Raw genomic sequence first — 16,629 nt, forward strand, 5'->3', positions numbered from 1 at the left:
CCATGGCCAACGCCCGCATCACCATCGACCGCGACTTCACGATCGCCGACGTCCCCCGACGACTGTTCGGGTCCTTCGTCGAGCACATGGGGCGCTGCGTCTACACCGGCATCTACGAGCCGGGGCACCCGCAGGCCGATGAACGCGGGTTCCGGCGCGACGTGCTGGAACTGGTTCGGGAGATGGGTCCGACGGTCGTCCGCTACCCGGGCGGCAACTTCGTCTCCGGGTACCGATGGGAGGACGGCGTCGGCCCCGTCGCCGATCGCCCCGTGCGCATCGACGGCGCTTGGCACACCATCGAGACCAACGCCTTCGGCCTGCACGAGTTCGTGGACTGGGCCCGCGACGCCGAGGTCGAGATCATGGAGGCCATCAACCTCGGCACCCGCGGGGTCGAGGAGGCGCGGGCGCTCGTCGAGTACGCGAACCACCCCGGCGGCACCTACTGGTCGGACATGCGGCGCCGCAACGGCGCCGAGGACCCGTTCGACATCAAGCTCTGGTGCCTCGGCAACGAGCTCGACGGGCCGTGGCAGATCGGCCACAAGACCGCCGCCGAGTACGGCCGGCTCGCGCAGGAGACCGCGAAGGCGATGAAGCTCGTCGACGACTCGATCGAGCTCGTCGCTGTCGGCTCGTCGAACCGCGGCATGCCGACCTTCGGCACCTGGGAGCACACGGTTCTCACGCACGCCTACGACGAGGTCGACTACATCTCGATGCACGCCTACTATCGCGAACTCGAGGGCGACGCCGAGTCGTTCCTCGCCGAGGCCGTCGAGATGGACGCCTTCATCGACGGTGTGATCGCCACGATCGACGCTGTCAAGGCCGCAGGCAAGCACACGAAGCAGGTCAACATCTCCTTCGACGAGTGGAACGTGTGGGACTTCGACCGGTACAACAACGAAGAGGAAGCGGCGATCGCGGCAGCCGGATGGCGAGAGCATCCGCGCCTGATCGAAGACACCTACAACGTGACGGATGCCGTCGTGGTCGGCACTTTCCTGAACAGCCTGCTGCGCCACGGCGACCGCGTGCACATCGCGAACCAGGCGCAGCTCGTGAATGTGATCGCGCCGATCCGCTCGGAGCAGGGCGGACCCGCCTGGCGTCAGACGAGCTTCTGGCCCTTCGAGCGGATGGCGCGCCTCGCGCGCGGCCGCATCCTGCAGCTCGCGGTGTCGGCGTCGCAGATCGGCACGAAGCAGTACGGCGACGTGGACTCGGTCGACGCCGCCGCGACGTTCGACGAGGAGACGGGCCGCGTGGTGCTGTTCGTCGCGAACCGTTCGCTCGAGTCGGCGAACGACCTCACGGTCGACCTGCGCGGCTTCGGCGCCCTGCGCGTCGTGAACGCCGAGACGCTCACGATCCCCGACGGCGGCGACCGCTTCACCGCCAACCTCGAGACCACGCCCGACTCCGTGCACATGGTGCCGCTCGCGGGCGCCGAGGTGGTCGACGGCGCCGTGCGGGCGACGCTCCCCGCGCTCTCGTGGTCGGTGATCGAACTCGCCTGAGCTGGCGCGCGCTGCCGGACACGAATGTCGGCTCAGATCACGGATGTCGGTCGAGAATCCGGGTTTCCACTGACATCTGTATTCTCGGCCGATATTTGTGCGGCAGCGCGCTCAGCGACCGTCGACCGTCGGCCAGCCGTCGGTCCAGGTGATCGGCAGCAGGCCGAGGGTCGGGATGCCGTCGGCATCCGCGTCGTAGAAGTGGAAGGCGAGCCGGTCGCCCGACACCGACTGGCCGCCCGGGCCGACGCGTGAGCCCTCGGACGTGAGCACGACAGTGCCCCCGTCGTCGAGCAGCGCCCCGCCGTCGGCATCGAGATAGGGACCGGCCACGTCCTTCGAGCGCCCGACGATGATCTCGTAGGTGCTGTCGACGCCCTTGCAGCAGAAGCCGCGCGAGGCGAACAGGTAGAACCAACCGTCGTGCGCGACGATGTACGGCGCCTCGATCGCGTTCTCGACCAGCCCCCGGTCGGCGATGAGGATCGGCTCGCCGTCTGAGGCGCGCAACCCGCTCGGCCACTCCAGTTCGACCATCTGCAGGCCTGAGAAGAACGACCCGAACGACATCCACGGCACGCCCTCGGCATCCTCGACGATCCCCGGATCGATCGCGTTGAAGTCCTCGCCCTCCGAGGAGATCACCTCGCCCCGATCGACCCATTCGTATGCGGGGTCGTCGGGGTCGAGCGTCGTGTTGGTCGCGAGCGCGATCACCGAGCGGTTGCTGCCGAAGGTGGATGCCGAGTAGTAGAGGTACCAGGTGCCGCCGTGCTCGTAGAGCTCGGGCGCCCACAGGTTGTCGACTCCGGGCACGGCCGCAGGCAGCCACTCGGGCTTCGTCTTCCAGACCTCGCCGACGTACTCCCAGCTCGCCCCGTCGTCCGAGCGGCGGATCTGGATGTTCCCGTCGCCGATCTGACCGTTGCCCGTCGAGTAGATGTAGTCGCCGTCGTCGGTGTGCACGTACGCCGGGTCGTGCACGAACACGTCACCAGACAACGATGGCGCGACCGGGGCGCCCGAGCATCCGAGGAGCGCCGCCGCCGCTGTGACGATCACAGCGGCGGCGACAGGACGGGAGAAGCGACGGATCACGAGAGCGCGAGCGCCGACCAGGAGACGGGCGGGAGCGTGACGGTGAGCACACCGTCGGCCAGCACAGCACCGTCGAGCTGCTTCAGCCCGACGCGATTCTGGTCGGCGAGCGTGTTCTTCGCGTAGACGTCGTCGTCCCACAGCGTGACCGCCTCGTCGATGCTCGAGGCGCCGAGCTCGGTCACGGCGATCTGCACCTCGATCGACTCGGTCTGGCTGCGGTTCACGAGGAACACGGCCGAGTTCACGCCGTCGGTCGTGACGACCGAGTCGACCAGCGGCGCGTCGCCGTAGACGGCGGTCGAGTAGGTGCCGACGTCGATGCGCGGCTTCACGATCTCGCCCTTCGCGAGACGCGAGGTCACCGAGAACGGGAAGAAGGTGGTCTGACGCCACGCGGCGCCGCCCGGCTCCGTCATGATCGGGGCGATCACGTTCACGAGCTGCGCGAGAGAGGCCGACGCGACGCGGTCGTGGTTCTTCAGCAGCGTGATGAGCAGGTTGCCCAGCACCACGGCATCCGCCACCGAGTAGACGTCCTCGAGCTGTCGAGGGGCGACGCGCCATTCGTCGTTGACCTCGTCGGAGGCCTGGTGCTCGTCGAGGTACCAGATGTTCCATTCGTCGAAGGAGAGCTTGATCTTCTTCTTCGACTTGAGCTTGTTGCCGACGTGGTCGGCCGTCGCCACGACGGTCTCGATGAAGTACTGCATGTCGAGCGAGGAGGCGAGGTACGAGGCGAGGTCGCCGCCGCGCTCCTGGTAGTAGGCGTGGCAGGAGATGAAGTCGACGTGCTCGTAGGCCTGCTCGAGGACCGTGCGCTCCCAGTCGCCGAAGGTCGGCATCGACGAGCTCGACGACCCGCACACCACGAGCTCGAGGTTCTTGTCGGCGGTCTTCATGGCCTGTGCCGTGCGGGCGGCGATCTTGCCGTAGTCCTCGGCCGTCATGTAGCCGGTCTGCCATGGCCCGTCCATCTCGTTGCCGAGGCACCACATCGTGATGCCGTGCGGTTCGACGGTGCCGTTCGCGATGCGCTGGTCGCTGAGCGCGGTGCCCGAGGGGTGGTTGCAGTACTCGAGCAGGTCGAGGGCCGCCTCGATGCCGCGCGTGCCGAGGTTCACGGCCATCATCAGCTCGGAGCCGGTGAGCTTCAGCCAGCGGGAGAACTCGTCGACGCCGACCTGGTTCGTCTCGATCGAGTGCCAGGCCAGGTCGCGGCGGACGGGCCGCTGATCGCGGGGTCCGACCGAGTCCTCCCAGCGGAAGCCCGAGACGAAGTTGCCGCCGGGGTAGCGGATCGTGGTCGAGCCCAGCTCGCGCACGAGGTCGACGACGTCGAGACGGAAGCCGTCTTCGTTCGCCGTGGGGTGGCCGGGTTCGTAGATGCCGTCATAGACGCAGCGGCCGAGGTGCTCGACGAACGAGCCGAAGATGCGCCGATCGATGGGAGCGACGACCGCCTCGCGGTCGATGGAGATGCGTGCCTGGGTCACGGGGTTTTCCTTCTCTGAGTGGTGCTGAGGTCTTCAGGCCGCGATGCGTGCGGCCGGATGCTGAGGATCGATCTTCGCCAGCCGGTGGTCGATCAGACGCACCGAGACGGCAAGAGGGAGCGACGCGCCCACGAGCGGGATCACGACGGGGAAGATCGCGGCGATGATGCCGAAAGCGCCGAGGGCGACCAGCACGCCGATCGCCGTCATCGGCGAGCTCAACGGCACCGCCACCGCGTAACGCAGCAGCGCGAGCGGGGTGTCGCGATAGTGCACGAGTAGCGCGACGGTCACGATCGCGGTGAGCACGACGAGCGACGCGACGACCGTCGCGAGCGCGGTGAGGGCGGCGGATGCCGGCCCCGACAGCGCCGGCAGCACGAGGAAGTCGGCGCACAGCAGCACGGCAGCGGCCAGGAACGGGATGCCGGTCAGGTTCGCCCGCCGGAACGATTCCCGGTACGCGCGGACGAACCCGCGCACCGTGCCCTCGTCGCTGCTCCCCCGCAGGAGGACGGTGGCGGACGCGACGGCTGCGGGCATGACGCCGCACACGACGAGGCCGACGATCACGCCGCCCGCGAAGAGCAGATTCACGAGGACCAGTGTCCACACAGCCTGCAGCATCTGCATGACCCGGCCAGTCCAGCCCAGGCCCACCTGCGCTTCGGCGCTCACGACGCGACCGCCTTCGAGCCGCTCCAGACGACGCCCTGCTCGTCGATGCCGCTGAATGCGAGGACGGGCCGCCCCGCCACCGGATCCCACGCGCCGAACACCACCGCGTCGAGGGTGACGATGTCGTGCGCACCAGGAGGCGTTTCGTCTCGGTCGCTGACGCTCCCTCGCTCAACGACCAGTCGCGCTGCCAACGGCTCGCCGTCCGTCACCACATCCGAGACCAGGCGCACGCGCTCGGCGTCGATCATGGTCGACACCTCGGGCGCGAAGCGCACGGCATCCCATTCGCCACAGGCCGGCTCAGCCGCGACGAGCCGTTCGGTGCCGACACCGGCGAAGGGATGCGGTGACACGACCGGCCAACCCGATGCCGTCCAGTGCACACGGCGTACCTGAGCCTCATGCTGGGTCGGCGCTTCGGCGAACCTCACGTGGTGCACCATGAACGTCGCGTCGCCGTCGTGGAAGATCGAGTTGTGACCCGGCGCGATGAGGCCGGTGCCACCAGGGAACCGCAGCCCGCCGAGGATCTTGGTGCCCGAAGCCAGGGCGTCGGCATCCGGTGACACCGTCAGCTCGCGTCCCTGGTGGTCGAGGTACGGGCCGGTGATGTCGTCGGACACCCCGACCCTCACGTTGTAGGTGTCGACGAGCGAGTCGTACGAGACGAACAGGACGTACCGGCCGTCGCGCTCGACGACGTACGCGCCCTCGATCGCACCGTCGACGCTCTGCGGACGCCGGGCGATCAGGGTCCCTGGTTCGTCGCGCACGCGCAGTCCCGTCGACGCCGACAGTTCGACGGCGTGGATCCCACCGAAGAACGAGCCGTAGATCATCCATGGCGAACCCGCGCGATCGAACACGATCGCGGCGTCGATCGCGTTGAACGAATCTCGTTCGTGCTGCGTGGCGATCACGATGCCCTCGTCGGTCCAGGGGCCGGCGAGATCGGATGCGCTGGCGAGTCCGATCGCCGAGGTGCGAGACCCGAAGGTGGACGCGGAGTAGTACATGTGCCAGCGGCTGGTGCCGTCGGCGGTGGGCCAGCGGACCACCTCGGGCGCCCAGAGACCCGCGGCGCCGGACCATTCGGCGGCAGGACGCGGGACGCCGCCGAGAGCGGTGCCCCGGTAGGTCCAGGTCACGAGGTCGGGAGAGGTGCGCACGTGCGCGCCGACCGGGATCTGCTCGGCGCCGGCCACCGCATCCGTCGAGAACATGTACCAGAGGCCGTCGTCGCCGCGCACGACCGTGGGGTCGTGCGCGTGCCGCGCCCCCCAGCCGCTCGTGTCGATGTCGGTCGTCATGATCAGCCCTTCGCTCCGGTCAGCGCGACCGACTCGATGATCTGCTTCTGGAAGACCACGAACACCACCAGCACCGGCACCAGGGCGATGAACGACGCCGCCATGATCAGCGGATAGTCGGTCTGGCTGGCGTAGGTCGCGTTGAAGCTGGCGATCACGAGCTGCAGGGTCTGACGCTCGGGGGTGTTCAGGTAGATGATCGGGGCGAGGTAGTCGTTCCACACCGCCATGAACCACAGGATGAACTGCGCGGCGACCGCCGGTCGGATCGCCGGGAAGATCAGCGTGAAGAAGATCCGCAGGTACCCGGCTCCGTCGAGCTTGGCCGCCTCGATGATCGAGTCGGGGACCGAATCGAGGTACTGCCGGAGGAAGAAGATCATCACGATGTTCCCGAAGAGCCCCGGCAGGATCAGCGGCCACAGCGTGTCGACGAGGCCGGCATCCGCGAACATCTTGAACTGCGGGATCATGATCGTCGGGAACGGGATCATGATCGCCGCCAGCAGCGACAGGAACACGACGTTCTTGAACGGCAGGCGCATCTTCGCGAAGGCGAATGCGGCGATGGCCGAGCTGATGGTGCCGACCACGGTGACGCTGACCGAGACGATGAGGCTGTTGACGATGCCGCTCGCGAGCGGACCCGCCGACCACACCCTGATGTAGTTCTCCCACTGCACCGGATCGGGGATCCACTGCGGAGGCAGTGCGAACACCGCTTCCTTGGTCTTGAGCGAGGTGCTGAAGGTCCACACCAACGGCGCGATCATGATGATGCCGCCGAGCGACAGCACCGCGAACACGATCGCGTTGACGATCCGGTACTGCGAGGTGCGTGTGCGCCCGGTGGCCGCGGCGCGCTTCGCGCGCGGAACCGTGAGCGCGACGGTCTCTGATTCGTTCTGGAACATGATGGGCCTCAGTCGATCGAGAACTGGAAGCGGCGGTTGATCTGGAACTGGATGGCCGTGATCACGAAGACCAGCAGCCCCAGCACGACCGACATCGCGGTGGCGTAGCCCATCTGCAGGTAGTTGAACGCCTTCTGCCAGATGTACCAGACGATGGATGCCGTGGAGAACTCGGGCCCGCCGGTGGGGGTCATGATGTTGATCTCGATGAAGATCTGCGCGCCGCCGATGATGCTCGTGACGACGAGGAAGAAGGTCACCGGGCTGAGCATCGGGATGGTGATGTGACGGAACTGCTGCACCGCGTTCGCGCCGTCGATCGCCGCGGCCTCGTAGAGGTGCCGCGGCACCGACTGGAGGGCGGCCAGGTACAGCAGCATCGAGAAGCCGATGCCCTTCCAGACCGCCATGATGACGATCGCCGGCTTCGCGGTCTCGGCGTTCTGCAGCCAGTTCGGACCGTCGATGCCGAACATCGCGAGCACCTGGTTGATGAGTCCGAAGTCGCCGTTGTACGCCCACTGCCAGAGGATCGCGACCGCCGCCAGCGAGGAGATCACCGGAACGTAGTACACCGTGCGGAAGAAGGTGGTGCCGCGCATCTTGCGGTTGAGGGCGAGGGCGAGCAGAAGAGACAGGACCAGGCCGATCGGGATGCCGATCATCATGAAGACGGTGTTGCCCATCGCCTTCCAGAAGTAGGGATCGGCGAACATCTCGGTGTAGTTGTCGAGACCGTTGAAGACCGGATCGCTCAGCCCGTTCCACTTGGTGAACGAGGCGTAGAACGAGAACAACAGGGGGTAGGCGGTGAAGATCAGGAAGCCGAGTACGGGGATCGCGATGAACGCGGCGGCCACGAGATGCTCGCGGCGGTGCAGTCGGGAGCGCCGGAGGGTCGTCGACATGGTCACCTCTTCTCAGGAAGCAGGGGTTCTTGTGCAGAACGCGGTGGGGTGAGGGATGCTGATGCCCGGGAGCCGCGTTCGCACGCGGCTCCCGGAGCGATCAGCCGATGCCGGCGTCGGCGTTGGCCTTGTCCAAGAGCTCCTGCATGCGCGGCTGCACCTCGGCGAGGTAGTCGGCGGCGGACTGCTTGCCGTCGAGGACGGGCTGGATGTTCTTGAACAGCTCGTCGTACCACTCGGCGGAGTAGGTGGTGTTCGCCGGGAGCGGGCGACCGTAGTCGTTCGCGATGTCGAGGAACTCCTGCTTGTTCGCGGGCGGGAGCGTCGAGGCGGTCACCCAGGAGTCGGCCATGTCCTTCAGGTTCGGGATCTGCACGCCGGCGTCCACGAGCGACTGCTGCGCGGTCTCGTCGGTCGAGAGGTAGATCGCGAGCTTGGTGGCGAGGTCGGCGTTCTTCGAGGATTCCGAGACGGCGATGCCGAGGGTGCCGGTCCAGGTCGCGGTCTCACCCGTGGCGCCGACCGGATAGGGGATCAGATCCCAGTCGAAGTCGAGCTTCTCGTAGGTGGGCACGTCCCACGGGCCGACGGGGAAGAAGCCGATCTCGCCCTGCATCCACCGCTGGTACGTGTCGAGCGTCTGCGCGTCGGAGGTCGACGGGGTGACCTTGGCGACGTTCGACATGTCGGCGAAGAACTGCAGAGCCTCGGCGAACTCGGGGGTGTCGACCGTGACCTTCGTGTGGTCCTCGTTCAGCCAGTCGCCGCCGTTGGACCAGACGAACGACTGCAGGTTCCACTGGACGTTGAGCCCGGTGCCCCACTGGTCGAGCGTGCCGTCGCCGTTCGTGTCCTTCGTGAGCTGCGTCGCGACGTCGAGGAACTCGTCCCACGTGTAGGGCTTGTCGGCGTCGGGCAGCGGGATGCCGGCGGCCTCGAACATGGACTTGTTGTAGCCGAACGAGAAGGGACCGATGTCCTTGGGCATCGCGTAGATGTCGCCCTGGCCCATGATCTTGCCGTCGAAGCGGTAGCTGTCGATGCCGTAGGCCCAGATGTTGTCGAGGTCGGCGGAGGCCTCGACCTCCTTGGTGATGTCTTTGATGATGCCGGACTTGACGTAGGCCTGCACGCTGCCCGGGTCGACGTAGAACACGTCCGGGATCTGCTTTCCGGTGATCGCCGCCTTGAGCTTGGTGCTGTACTCGTCGGCCGTCGTCATGATGATCTTCACCTTGACGTCGTTGTCCTTCTCGAACTGCGTGATCGCCGCGGCGTACGCCTCCTTCTCCGCGTCGTTGCCGCGGAACATGAAGGTGATCTCGTCGGAGCCGGAGCTGCCTGCGCCTCCGGCGGAGCATCCGGTGATGGTTGCCGTGGCGAGCGCGATGGCACCCGCAGCGGCCAGGATCCGTGACTTCATTGTGCTGTGTTTCCTCTCGGGAGCGGACTTCGATGTCGGTCGCGCCGGTGATGAGCAGATACGTGTCGGGGCGACTATCACTCGTTCTACAACGTTGTAGTAAACGTTGTAGAAGTTATTGTCGTCGGAACCCGGCCCGGTGTCAACACGAATTCTCAGCGCACATCATCGCGAACGCACTTGGTCCCGCGAGACCAGGAACGCACGGCGTCAGAGTCGACCCGCTTCGCGAGTCGACCGCCGCCGGTGCCGCCTCAGCTCGCGGGCGCCGACTCGCGCTGCAGGATGCGGTAGTCGGCCAAGAGCGTGCGGGGCGGAGCATCCGCGTCGCCCGCGATCCGCGCGAGAAGCGTCGAGACCGCAGTGCGGGCGATCCACTCGCGCCCCGGATCGACCGTCGTCAGGCTGGGGATCGAGTACTCCGCCTCGTCGAGACCGTCGAAGCCGAGGACGGCGACGTCATCGGGCACCCGGCGCCCCGATTCCTGCAGCACGCGCATCGCCCCCAGGGCGAGCGTGTCGTTGAGGCCGAAGACCGCGTCGAACTCGGCGCCTGCGGCGAGCAGCTCGCGCATGGATCGCGCACCGTTCGCGCGGTGCCAGAGGGTCGTGTAGCCGATGATGCTGTCGTCGTAGGCGATGCCCGCGGCGTCGAGGGCTTCGCGGTACCCCTGGAGTCGCAGGGCCGCCGAGCCGATGAGCTCGCCTTCGTGCGCCCCGACCACGGCGATCCGTCGGCGCCCCTGCGCGATCAGGTACTCGGTCGCGGCCCGAGCGGCCTCGACGTTGCGCATGGTCACATGATCGGTCGGCCCGTCGAAGATGCGCTCGCCGAGCAGCACCATCGGGAAGTTCACGTCGAGGGCCGCCGCGTCGTCCTGCCCCATGCCCAGCGGGCTGAAGATGAGGCCGTCGGTGAGCTTGAGCCGCGGGCTGCGCAGCAGCTCGAGCTCTCGCGTCCGGTCGGCGCCCGTCTGCTCGACGAGCACGACGACTCCGGCAGCCTCGGCCTCGCGGATCACCTCTGCGGCCAGTTCGGCGAAGTAGGCGAGGCTGAGGTCGGGCACGGCGAGAGCGATCGCGCCGGTACGGCCCGATCGGAGGTTTCGCGCGGTGAGGTTGGGGGTGTACCCGAGCTGCGCGATCGCAGCCTCGACCTTCTCGCGCGTGGCGGGCCTGATGTGCGGGTAGTCGTTGATGACGTTCGACACCGTCTTGATCGACACCCCGGCCAGCCCCGCGACGTCATGCAGCGTCACCGCCATGCGCACCCCCTTCACTCGCGCTCACTCTACAACGTTGCAGGTCGCCGAACCGTCGAGAAGAACGCTGCGGGTCCGCGCCGTTCCGAGGAACGTCGCGGACCCGCGGCCGTCACTCCCAGACGACGGAGGGCGTCTCGGCGGAGAAGTCGACCTTCGGGGTCAGCACCTCGCCGCCGAAGAGGACTTCGAACGGCTCGGTCGACGAGCCGTTCGAGGCCTGGAGCGTGATGTCAGCACTCCAGTAGTCGTACGTCGTCACGATCGCGCGCTCGCTCACGTAGGCCTCGAGGTTGTCGAGCTTCGACTGGTTCTCGGCGTCGATCGTGCGGGTGACCGTGCCGTCGACGGGCGTGTAGCCGTCCTGGCTCATGGTGCTCGTGTTCATGCCGCACGGGGTGTCGAGCGTCTTCATCGCGAGGCACTCGGCGAACGAGGCCTTGACCAGCTCGCGGAACGACGTGGTGCCCGCCTCGCTCAGGATCGGCTTCACTTCATAGAGCGCTTCGGTGTCGTCGTCGGAGGCGACCACGAGGGTGCTCTCGCCTTCGATCGCGAACTGCTCGGGACCGACCGCGAGCTGGTAGGTGCCGGGGAAGACGTACACGCTGTCGGTCGGCGCCTCGGCGCCGTTCACCGTCAGGCCGAGCCCCTCGAATCCGTACAGGCCCGAGAACGACACGAGACCGTCGACGATCGTGAGCTCGGTGCCGTCATACGACGGGTTCACGTCGAACGTGCGGTCGACCTTGGTGTCGCCGATGGTGAAGGTGACTGCGACCTGGGTGTCGCCGTACTCCCCCTCGGATTCCTTGCCGACCTTGATCTTGTCGATCTTGCCGAGCTTCAACGACTCCTTGAGGACGTCGGCGGTCAGAAGATCGTCGCCTCCGTAGTTCTCGACGTAGGTGACCGCCTTCTCGGCGTCGCCGTCGGCGAGCGCCGTCAGGTACTGCTCGACGTACTCGGACGCCGAGGGCTTGGCCGGCCGCGTCACGATCGGGACGATCACGGCGGCCGCGATCGCGAGGACCACCACTGCTCCACCGCCGATCAGGCCGAACAGCAGCCCCTTCGACATCGGCTTCTTCGGTGCGGGCGCGAAGCCGGCAGCCGGGTAGGCCCCGGGGTAAGGGGCGTTCGGGTCGCCGGGAGCTGCAGCGCCCGGGTAGGCGGCAGGGCCTCCGGGCGGGTAGGCGTTGGGGTCGCCCTGCGGAGCGGCGGGATACGACGCGTGGGGGTCGGATGCCGCGGCATACGGCTCCGTCGGCGCTGCAGGGTAGGCCTGCGGGCCGCCCTGGCCGGGAACCGCGTAGGGATCCGGCGCTGCGGTGGGAGCAGCCCCCGGGTAGGCCGCCGGCGCCCCCGGGTACGCGTTCGGATCGAACGACGGCGGCTGCACGGGCTCGGGCTGGTACGGCGGCTGCGCGGGCTCCGGCTGATACGGTGCAGGCGGCTGCGCGGGCTCGGGCTGGTACGGCGGCGTGGGCGGTGCCGGCGGTTGTGTCGGCTCGGGCTGGGACGGCTGCGGGTTCTCCGGCGTTTCGGTCATGGCTGCTCTCCGTAGACGCCGTCGACCACGGCATCCGCTCTGCTCTTCGTCACCTGGAAGAGGTGACCCCCTCCCCCGGCCGCGGTGCGTGCGACGGGGAACTCCTTCAGGGTACCGTCAGCCAGGGCAAGGATCGGGTCCTTCGTCATGGGGAGTTCTGCCCATGACGAAGGACCGTCACGGCCGAGCTCAGCGTGCGATATGCCGCTCGTCGACGCCGTCGTAGTGCGAGAGCGGACGGATGAGCGCGTTCGCTCCGGCCTGCTCGATCACGTGCGCCGTCCACCCGGTGACGCGTGCGGCGACGAACAGCGGCGTGAAGGTGAGGGTGTCGAAGCCGATGAGGTTGTACGCCGGCCCCGACGGGTAGTCGAGGTTCGGGTAGATCCCCTTGCGGGCGACGAACTCCGACTCGAGGGCGTCGTACAGCTCCGCCACGTCGTGCCGTCCGTAGTGCTCGACGAGGGTGTCGAGCGCAGCCTTCATGGTGGGCACGCGCGAGTCTCCGCGCTTGTACACGCGGTGCCCGAAGCCCATGATCTTGCGCTTCTCGGCGAGCGCCGTGTCGAGCCAGGACTTCACGTTCGAGGCGTCGCCGATCTCGTCGAAGATGTGCAGCACGGCCTCGTTCGCGCCCCCGTGCAGAGGACCCTTGAGCGCGCCGATCGCGCCCACGACGGCCGAGTACAGGTCGCTGAGCGTCGAGGTGATCACGCGCGCGGTGAACGTCGAGGCGTTGAAGGAGTGCTCGGCATACAGGATCATCGAGCGGTTGAACGCGTCGACCACGACCGCGTCGGGTTCGGCGCCGAAGGTCATCCAGAGGAAGTTCGCCGAGTAGTCCAGGTCGTCCCGCGGCGCGATGGGCTCCTCGCCGCGACGGCGGCGCTGTCCGTAGGCGACGATCGCGGGCAGCGCCGCGAACAGGCGGATGCTGCGCTCGAGGTTCTCGGCGGGGCTCCCGCCTGCGTTCAGCACCGAGCCGCCGGCATTCGGATCGGAGGCGCCGATCGCACTGACCGCCGTGCGCACCTCGTCCATCGGGTGGGCGCTCACCGGGATGAGATCGATCACGGCCTTCACCTCGTCGGCGAGCGCACGGTGAGCACGTTCCGTCGCACGCAGCTCGGCGAGCTGCTCGGCATCCGGCAGCTCACCGTTCCAGAGCAGGTACGCGACGGCCTCGAACGGCTGGGTCGCGGCGAGCTCCTGCACGGGGTACCCCCGGTACAGCAGGCTGTTGGTCTCGGGGTTGACCTTCGAGATCGCGGTCGTGTCGACGACGACTCCGGCGAGGCCCTTCTTGATGTCCGGCTCGGTCATGGTCACTCCTTCGTGGTGTCCCGCTCGACGCGGAAGTTGAAGACGCCCGAGTCGAAGTGGTTGTACGACTCGTAGTCGATCAGATCGTAGAGATCGGCCCGGTGCTGCATCTCGCCGAGCTTCGAGGTCAGATGCCCCTCGTCGTTCAGCGTATCCAGTGCACGGCCGGCCGACCCCATCGCGATGCGCAGCAGCGAAACCGGCCAGATGACCATGCTCACACCGGCATCCCGCAACTGGTCGACAGGGAACAGCTCGCTCTTGCCGAACTCGGTCATGTTCGCGAGGATCGGGACGTCCACGGCGTTCGCCATCGCCTCGAACTCCGCGAGCGTGCGCATCGCCTCGGGGAAGATCGCGTCGGCCCCGGCGTCCACCAGCGCCTTCGCGCGGTCGATCGCGGCCTCCAACCCGTCGATGGCACGGATGTCGGTGCGCGCCATGATGAGGAAGTTCTCGTCCCGTCGGGCGTCGGCGGCGGCGCGGATGCGCTTGATCGCCGTGTTCTCGTCGACGACGCTCTTGCCGTCGAGGTGACCGCAGCGCTTGGGATTGATCTGGTCCTCGATGTGCGTGCCGGCGAGCCCGGCATCCTCGAGCTCCTGGATCGTGCGGGCGACGTTCATCGGTTCGCCGAAACCGGTGTCGGCGTCGACGATCGCGGGGAGGTCGGTCATGCGGGCGATCTGCTTCGCCCGGCCGGCCACCTCGGTGAGGGTCGTGAGCCCGATGTCGGGGAGTCCGAGGTCGGCGGCGAGCACCGCGCCCGAGATATAGACGCCGTCGAAGCCCTTCTCCTCGATCAGCCGCGCGCTGAGCGGGTTGAAGGCGCCGGGCAGGCGCAGCAGCTCGCCGCTCGCGAGACGCTCGCGGAACAGCCGCCGTTTCTCGGCCGGAGTGACCGTGGAGTAGAGCATCAGAAGAGCCCCTTCGGGGCATCCGCGGCCTCGAGCAGGCCGGGCCGCGCGATGATCGAGAGCTCGCCGACCTCGGCGGCGGTGAGTTCGGGCAGCCGCTGCACGAGCTCGAGGAACCGCTCGATCTCGGCGGGCTCGAGCACGGGTTCTGCGAGCAGGCGGAACTTCGCGATGTAGTTCTCACGGGCGAACGGACGGGCTCCCAGCGGATGCGCGTCGGCCACCGCGATCTCGTCGACCACGGTCGTGCCGTCGGTCAGACGGAACTCGACGCGACCGCCGAAGGCCTTCACGTCGGGATCCTCGGAGTGGTAGCGGCGCGTCCACTCGGGATCCTCGGCGGTGGTGATCTTGTGCCACAGCTGGACCGTGTCCGGTCGAGCAGCGCGTTCGGGAGCATAGGAGTCGACGTGGTGCCAGCCGCCGTCCTGCAGTGCCACCGCGAAGATGTACGGGATCGAGTGATCGAGGGTCTCACGCGACGCGGTGGGGTCGTATTTCTGCGGGTCGTTCGCCCCTGAGCCGATCACGTAGTGCGTGTGATGGCTGGTGTGCAGCACGATCGACTCGATGTTCGCGGGGTCGCGCAGCGCCGGGTTCTCGGTGCCGAGCTTGCGGGCGAGATCGATCCACGCCTGCGCCTGGTACTCGGCCGAGTGCTCCTTCGTGTACGAGTCGAGGATCGCGCGCTTCGCCTCGCCGACGGCAGGCAGCGGCACCTCGTATGCGGCGTCATTGCCGTCGAGCATCCAGGCGATCACGCCGTCCTCGCCTTCGTAGATCGGCGAGGGACTGGTCTGCCCGCGCATCGCGCGATCGACGGCTTCGACGGCCATCTTTCCCGCGAATGCCGGCGCGTGCGCCTTCCATGTGGAGATCTCGCCCTTGCGGCTCTGACGGGTGGCGGTCGTGGTGTGCAGCGCCTGGCCGACGGCCTGGTAGATCGTCTCGACGTCGAGGTCGAGCAGCGTGCCGATGCCAGCTGCAGCCGAGGGCCCGAGATGCGCGACGTGGTCGATCTTGTGCTTGTGCAGGCAGATGGCGCGCACGAGGTCCATCTGGATCTCGTAGCCGGTCGCGATGCCGCGCACGAGTGCCCGACCGTCCTTGCCAGCATGCTGGGCCACAGCGAGGATCGGCGGGATGTTGTCTCCGGGGTGCGAGTACTCCGCCGCGAGGAAGGTGTCGTGGTAGTCGAGCTCGCGCACCGCCACGCCGTTCGCCCACGCCGCCCATTCTGGACTCGTGCGGTGGTCGAGGGCTGCGCCGAACAGGTTCGCACCCTGGCCGCCGGTGGACACCGGGTGGCTGAACGCCTGTGCGCGCGCCGCGTTGATCGGGGCGCGGGTGAGGGATGCCGCGGCCACCGAGGCGTTGTCGATGATGCGGTTGATGATCATGTCGACGACGGCCGGCTCGACCTCGACGGCGTCGACCGCGACCTCGGCGATCTTCCAGGCGAGCTGGCCTTCACGGGCCAGATTCTCGTCGCTGCGGTGGACCCGGACGTGGTGGGTGACGGTCATTTCTGTCCTTCGTTCAGGGTTTCGAGGATGCCGGTGAGCGCGTTGTGCAGGTGCACGTGCGTGGCATGGGCGGCCAGCTCGCCGTCGCGATCGGCGAGGGCTTGGGCGATCGTGCGGTGCTCGGCGGCGGATGCTTCGAGCCGGGCGGGCTTGTCGCGAGCCATGCGCCGCACTCTCACGAGGTGCGTGCGCACGGTGCGCAGGGCCGAGGCGATGTAGTCGTTGGCCACCGCCGCATCGAGGGCCGCGTCGAAACGGGCGATCAGGGCGTAGTAGGCGTCTCGCCCCTCGACGGCCGTGAGATCGACGTGTGCGAATTCTTCGGCGAGGTTCCGGAACAGCGCGGCGTCGCCTCGGGCCGCGGCCAGCCGGGCCGAGGTCTCCTCGAGCGCGCGGCGGATCTCGAACAGCGCGCGGATGTCTTCGGCATCAAGGTCCGCCACGACCGTGACCCGGGGCGACTGCTGCACGACGAGGCCGTCGGCAGCGAGGCGGCGCAGCGCCTCGCGCATGGGCGTCCGGCTGACCCCGAGCCGCGCGGCCTGTTCAACCTCGCCCAGCACGAAGCCTGCGGGGAGCAATCCCGATTGGATGCCGTCCAGCAGATCCGCGTAGGCGCGATCGCTCGCGCTGATGCGATCGGCGGCGAGGGTCATTTGATCAGTGTATACATAAACAAACACTGTGCGGCTC

Annotated in this window: 15 protein-coding genes; 1 reads left to right on the plus strand and 14 read right to left on the minus strand. The window is 67.7% G+C overall.

Annotated features, from left to right (window positions below; translation table 11 throughout):
- Window positions 1-2 precede the first annotated feature (2 nt).
- Complete coding sequence (arfA, locus tag QFZ53_RS19525) at window positions 3-1,526, plus strand: arabinosylfuranosidase ArfA (protein WP_307299222.1); 1,524 nt, start codon at window positions 3-5, stop codon at window positions 1,524-1,526.
- A gap of 111 nt (window positions 1,527-1,637) precedes the next feature.
- Here arfA (QFZ53_RS19525) and QFZ53_RS19530 read toward each other — a convergent pair whose 3' ends face one another.
- The 14 genes from QFZ53_RS19530 to QFZ53_RS19595 all read right to left on the minus strand — a co-directional run bounded on the left by QFZ53_RS19530 (window position 1,638) and on the right by QFZ53_RS19595 (window position 16,592).
- Window positions 1,638-2,624: an arabinan endo-1,5-alpha-L-arabinosidase gene (locus QFZ53_RS19530; protein WP_307299225.1), complete on the minus strand. Its 987-nt coding sequence runs from the start codon at window positions 2,622-2,624 to the stop codon at window positions 1,638-1,640.
- Complete coding sequence (gene arfA, locus QFZ53_RS19535) at window positions 2,621-4,120, minus strand: arabinosylfuranosidase ArfA (RefSeq protein ID WP_307299226.1); 1,500 nt, start codon at window positions 4,118-4,120, stop codon at window positions 2,621-2,623. Before arfA (QFZ53_RS19535) ends, QFZ53_RS19530 begins: the two co-directional genes overlap by 4 nt.
- Before the next feature lie 33 nt (window positions 4,121-4,153).
- Window positions 4,154-4,798 carry a YesL family protein gene (locus QFZ53_RS19540; RefSeq protein WP_307299230.1) on the minus strand — a complete coding sequence of 215 codons (645 nt, stop codon included), beginning with the start codon at window positions 4,796-4,798 and terminating at the stop codon, window positions 4,154-4,156.
- Window positions 4,795-6,111 (minus strand): arabinan endo-1,5-alpha-L-arabinosidase, encoded by a 1,317-nt coding sequence (locus QFZ53_RS19545; RefSeq protein WP_307299233.1) that lies wholly within the window; start codon window positions 6,109-6,111, stop codon window positions 4,795-4,797. Before QFZ53_RS19545 ends, QFZ53_RS19540 begins: the two co-directional genes overlap by 4 nt.
- A 2-nt stretch (window positions 6,112-6,113) precedes the next feature.
- Complete coding sequence (locus tag QFZ53_RS19550; RefSeq protein ID WP_307299236.1) at window positions 6,114-7,025, minus strand: carbohydrate ABC transporter permease; 912 nt, start codon at window positions 7,023-7,025, stop codon at window positions 6,114-6,116.
- A gap of 8 nt (window positions 7,026-7,033) precedes the next feature.
- Window positions 7,034-7,933 carry a carbohydrate ABC transporter permease gene (locus tag QFZ53_RS19555; RefSeq protein ID WP_307299239.1) on the minus strand — a complete coding sequence of 300 codons (900 nt, stop codon included), beginning with the start codon at window positions 7,931-7,933 and terminating at the stop codon, window positions 7,034-7,036.
- A 100-nt stretch (window positions 7,934-8,033) separates the two neighbouring features.
- Window positions 8,034-9,356 (minus strand): ABC transporter substrate-binding protein, encoded by a 1,323-nt coding sequence (locus QFZ53_RS19560; protein WP_307299244.1) that lies wholly within the window; start codon window positions 9,354-9,356, stop codon window positions 8,034-8,036.
- A gap of 254 nt (window positions 9,357-9,610) precedes the next feature.
- Window positions 9,611-10,621: a LacI family DNA-binding transcriptional regulator gene (locus QFZ53_RS19565; protein ID WP_307299246.1), complete on the minus strand. Its 1,011-nt coding sequence runs from the start codon at window positions 10,619-10,621 to the stop codon at window positions 9,611-9,613.
- Between the two features lie 109 nt (window positions 10,622-10,730).
- A complete protein-coding gene (locus QFZ53_RS19570) occupies window positions 10,731-12,170 on the minus strand; it encodes a hypothetical protein (protein WP_307299249.1) in 1,440 nt (479 codons plus the stop codon).
- A complete protein-coding gene (locus tag QFZ53_RS19575) occupies window positions 12,167-12,319 on the minus strand; it encodes a hypothetical protein (RefSeq protein ID WP_292907030.1) in 153 nt (50 codons plus the stop codon). Before QFZ53_RS19575 ends, QFZ53_RS19570 begins: the two co-directional genes overlap by 4 nt.
- A 40-nt stretch (window positions 12,320-12,359) precedes the next feature.
- Complete coding sequence (locus tag QFZ53_RS19580; RefSeq protein ID WP_292907029.1) at window positions 12,360-13,493, minus strand: bifunctional 2-methylcitrate synthase/citrate synthase; 1,134 nt, start codon at window positions 13,491-13,493, stop codon at window positions 12,360-12,362.
- Between the two features lie 2 nt (window positions 13,494-13,495).
- Window positions 13,496-14,410, minus strand: coding sequence for a methylisocitrate lyase (gene prpB, locus QFZ53_RS19585; RefSeq protein WP_292907027.1), 915 nt, complete (start codon window positions 14,408-14,410; stop codon window positions 13,496-13,498).
- Entirely contained in the window at window positions 14,410-15,936 is a 1,527-nt protein-coding gene (locus QFZ53_RS19590; protein ID WP_292907025.1) for an MmgE/PrpD family protein, read from the minus strand. Before QFZ53_RS19590 ends, prpB begins: the two co-directional genes overlap by 1 nt.
- Window positions 15,933-16,592, minus strand: a complete 660-nt coding sequence (locus QFZ53_RS19595; RefSeq protein WP_307299257.1) for a GntR family transcriptional regulator — start codon at window positions 16,590-16,592, stop codon at window positions 15,933-15,935. Before QFZ53_RS19595 ends, QFZ53_RS19590 begins: the two co-directional genes overlap by 4 nt.
- Window positions 16,593-16,629: the final 37 nt, after the last annotated feature.

Source organism: Microbacterium natoriense (assembly GCF_030816295.1).
GTDB classification, from domain to species: domain Bacteria; phylum Actinomycetota; class Actinomycetes; order Actinomycetales; family Microbacteriaceae; genus Microbacterium; species Microbacterium natoriense_A.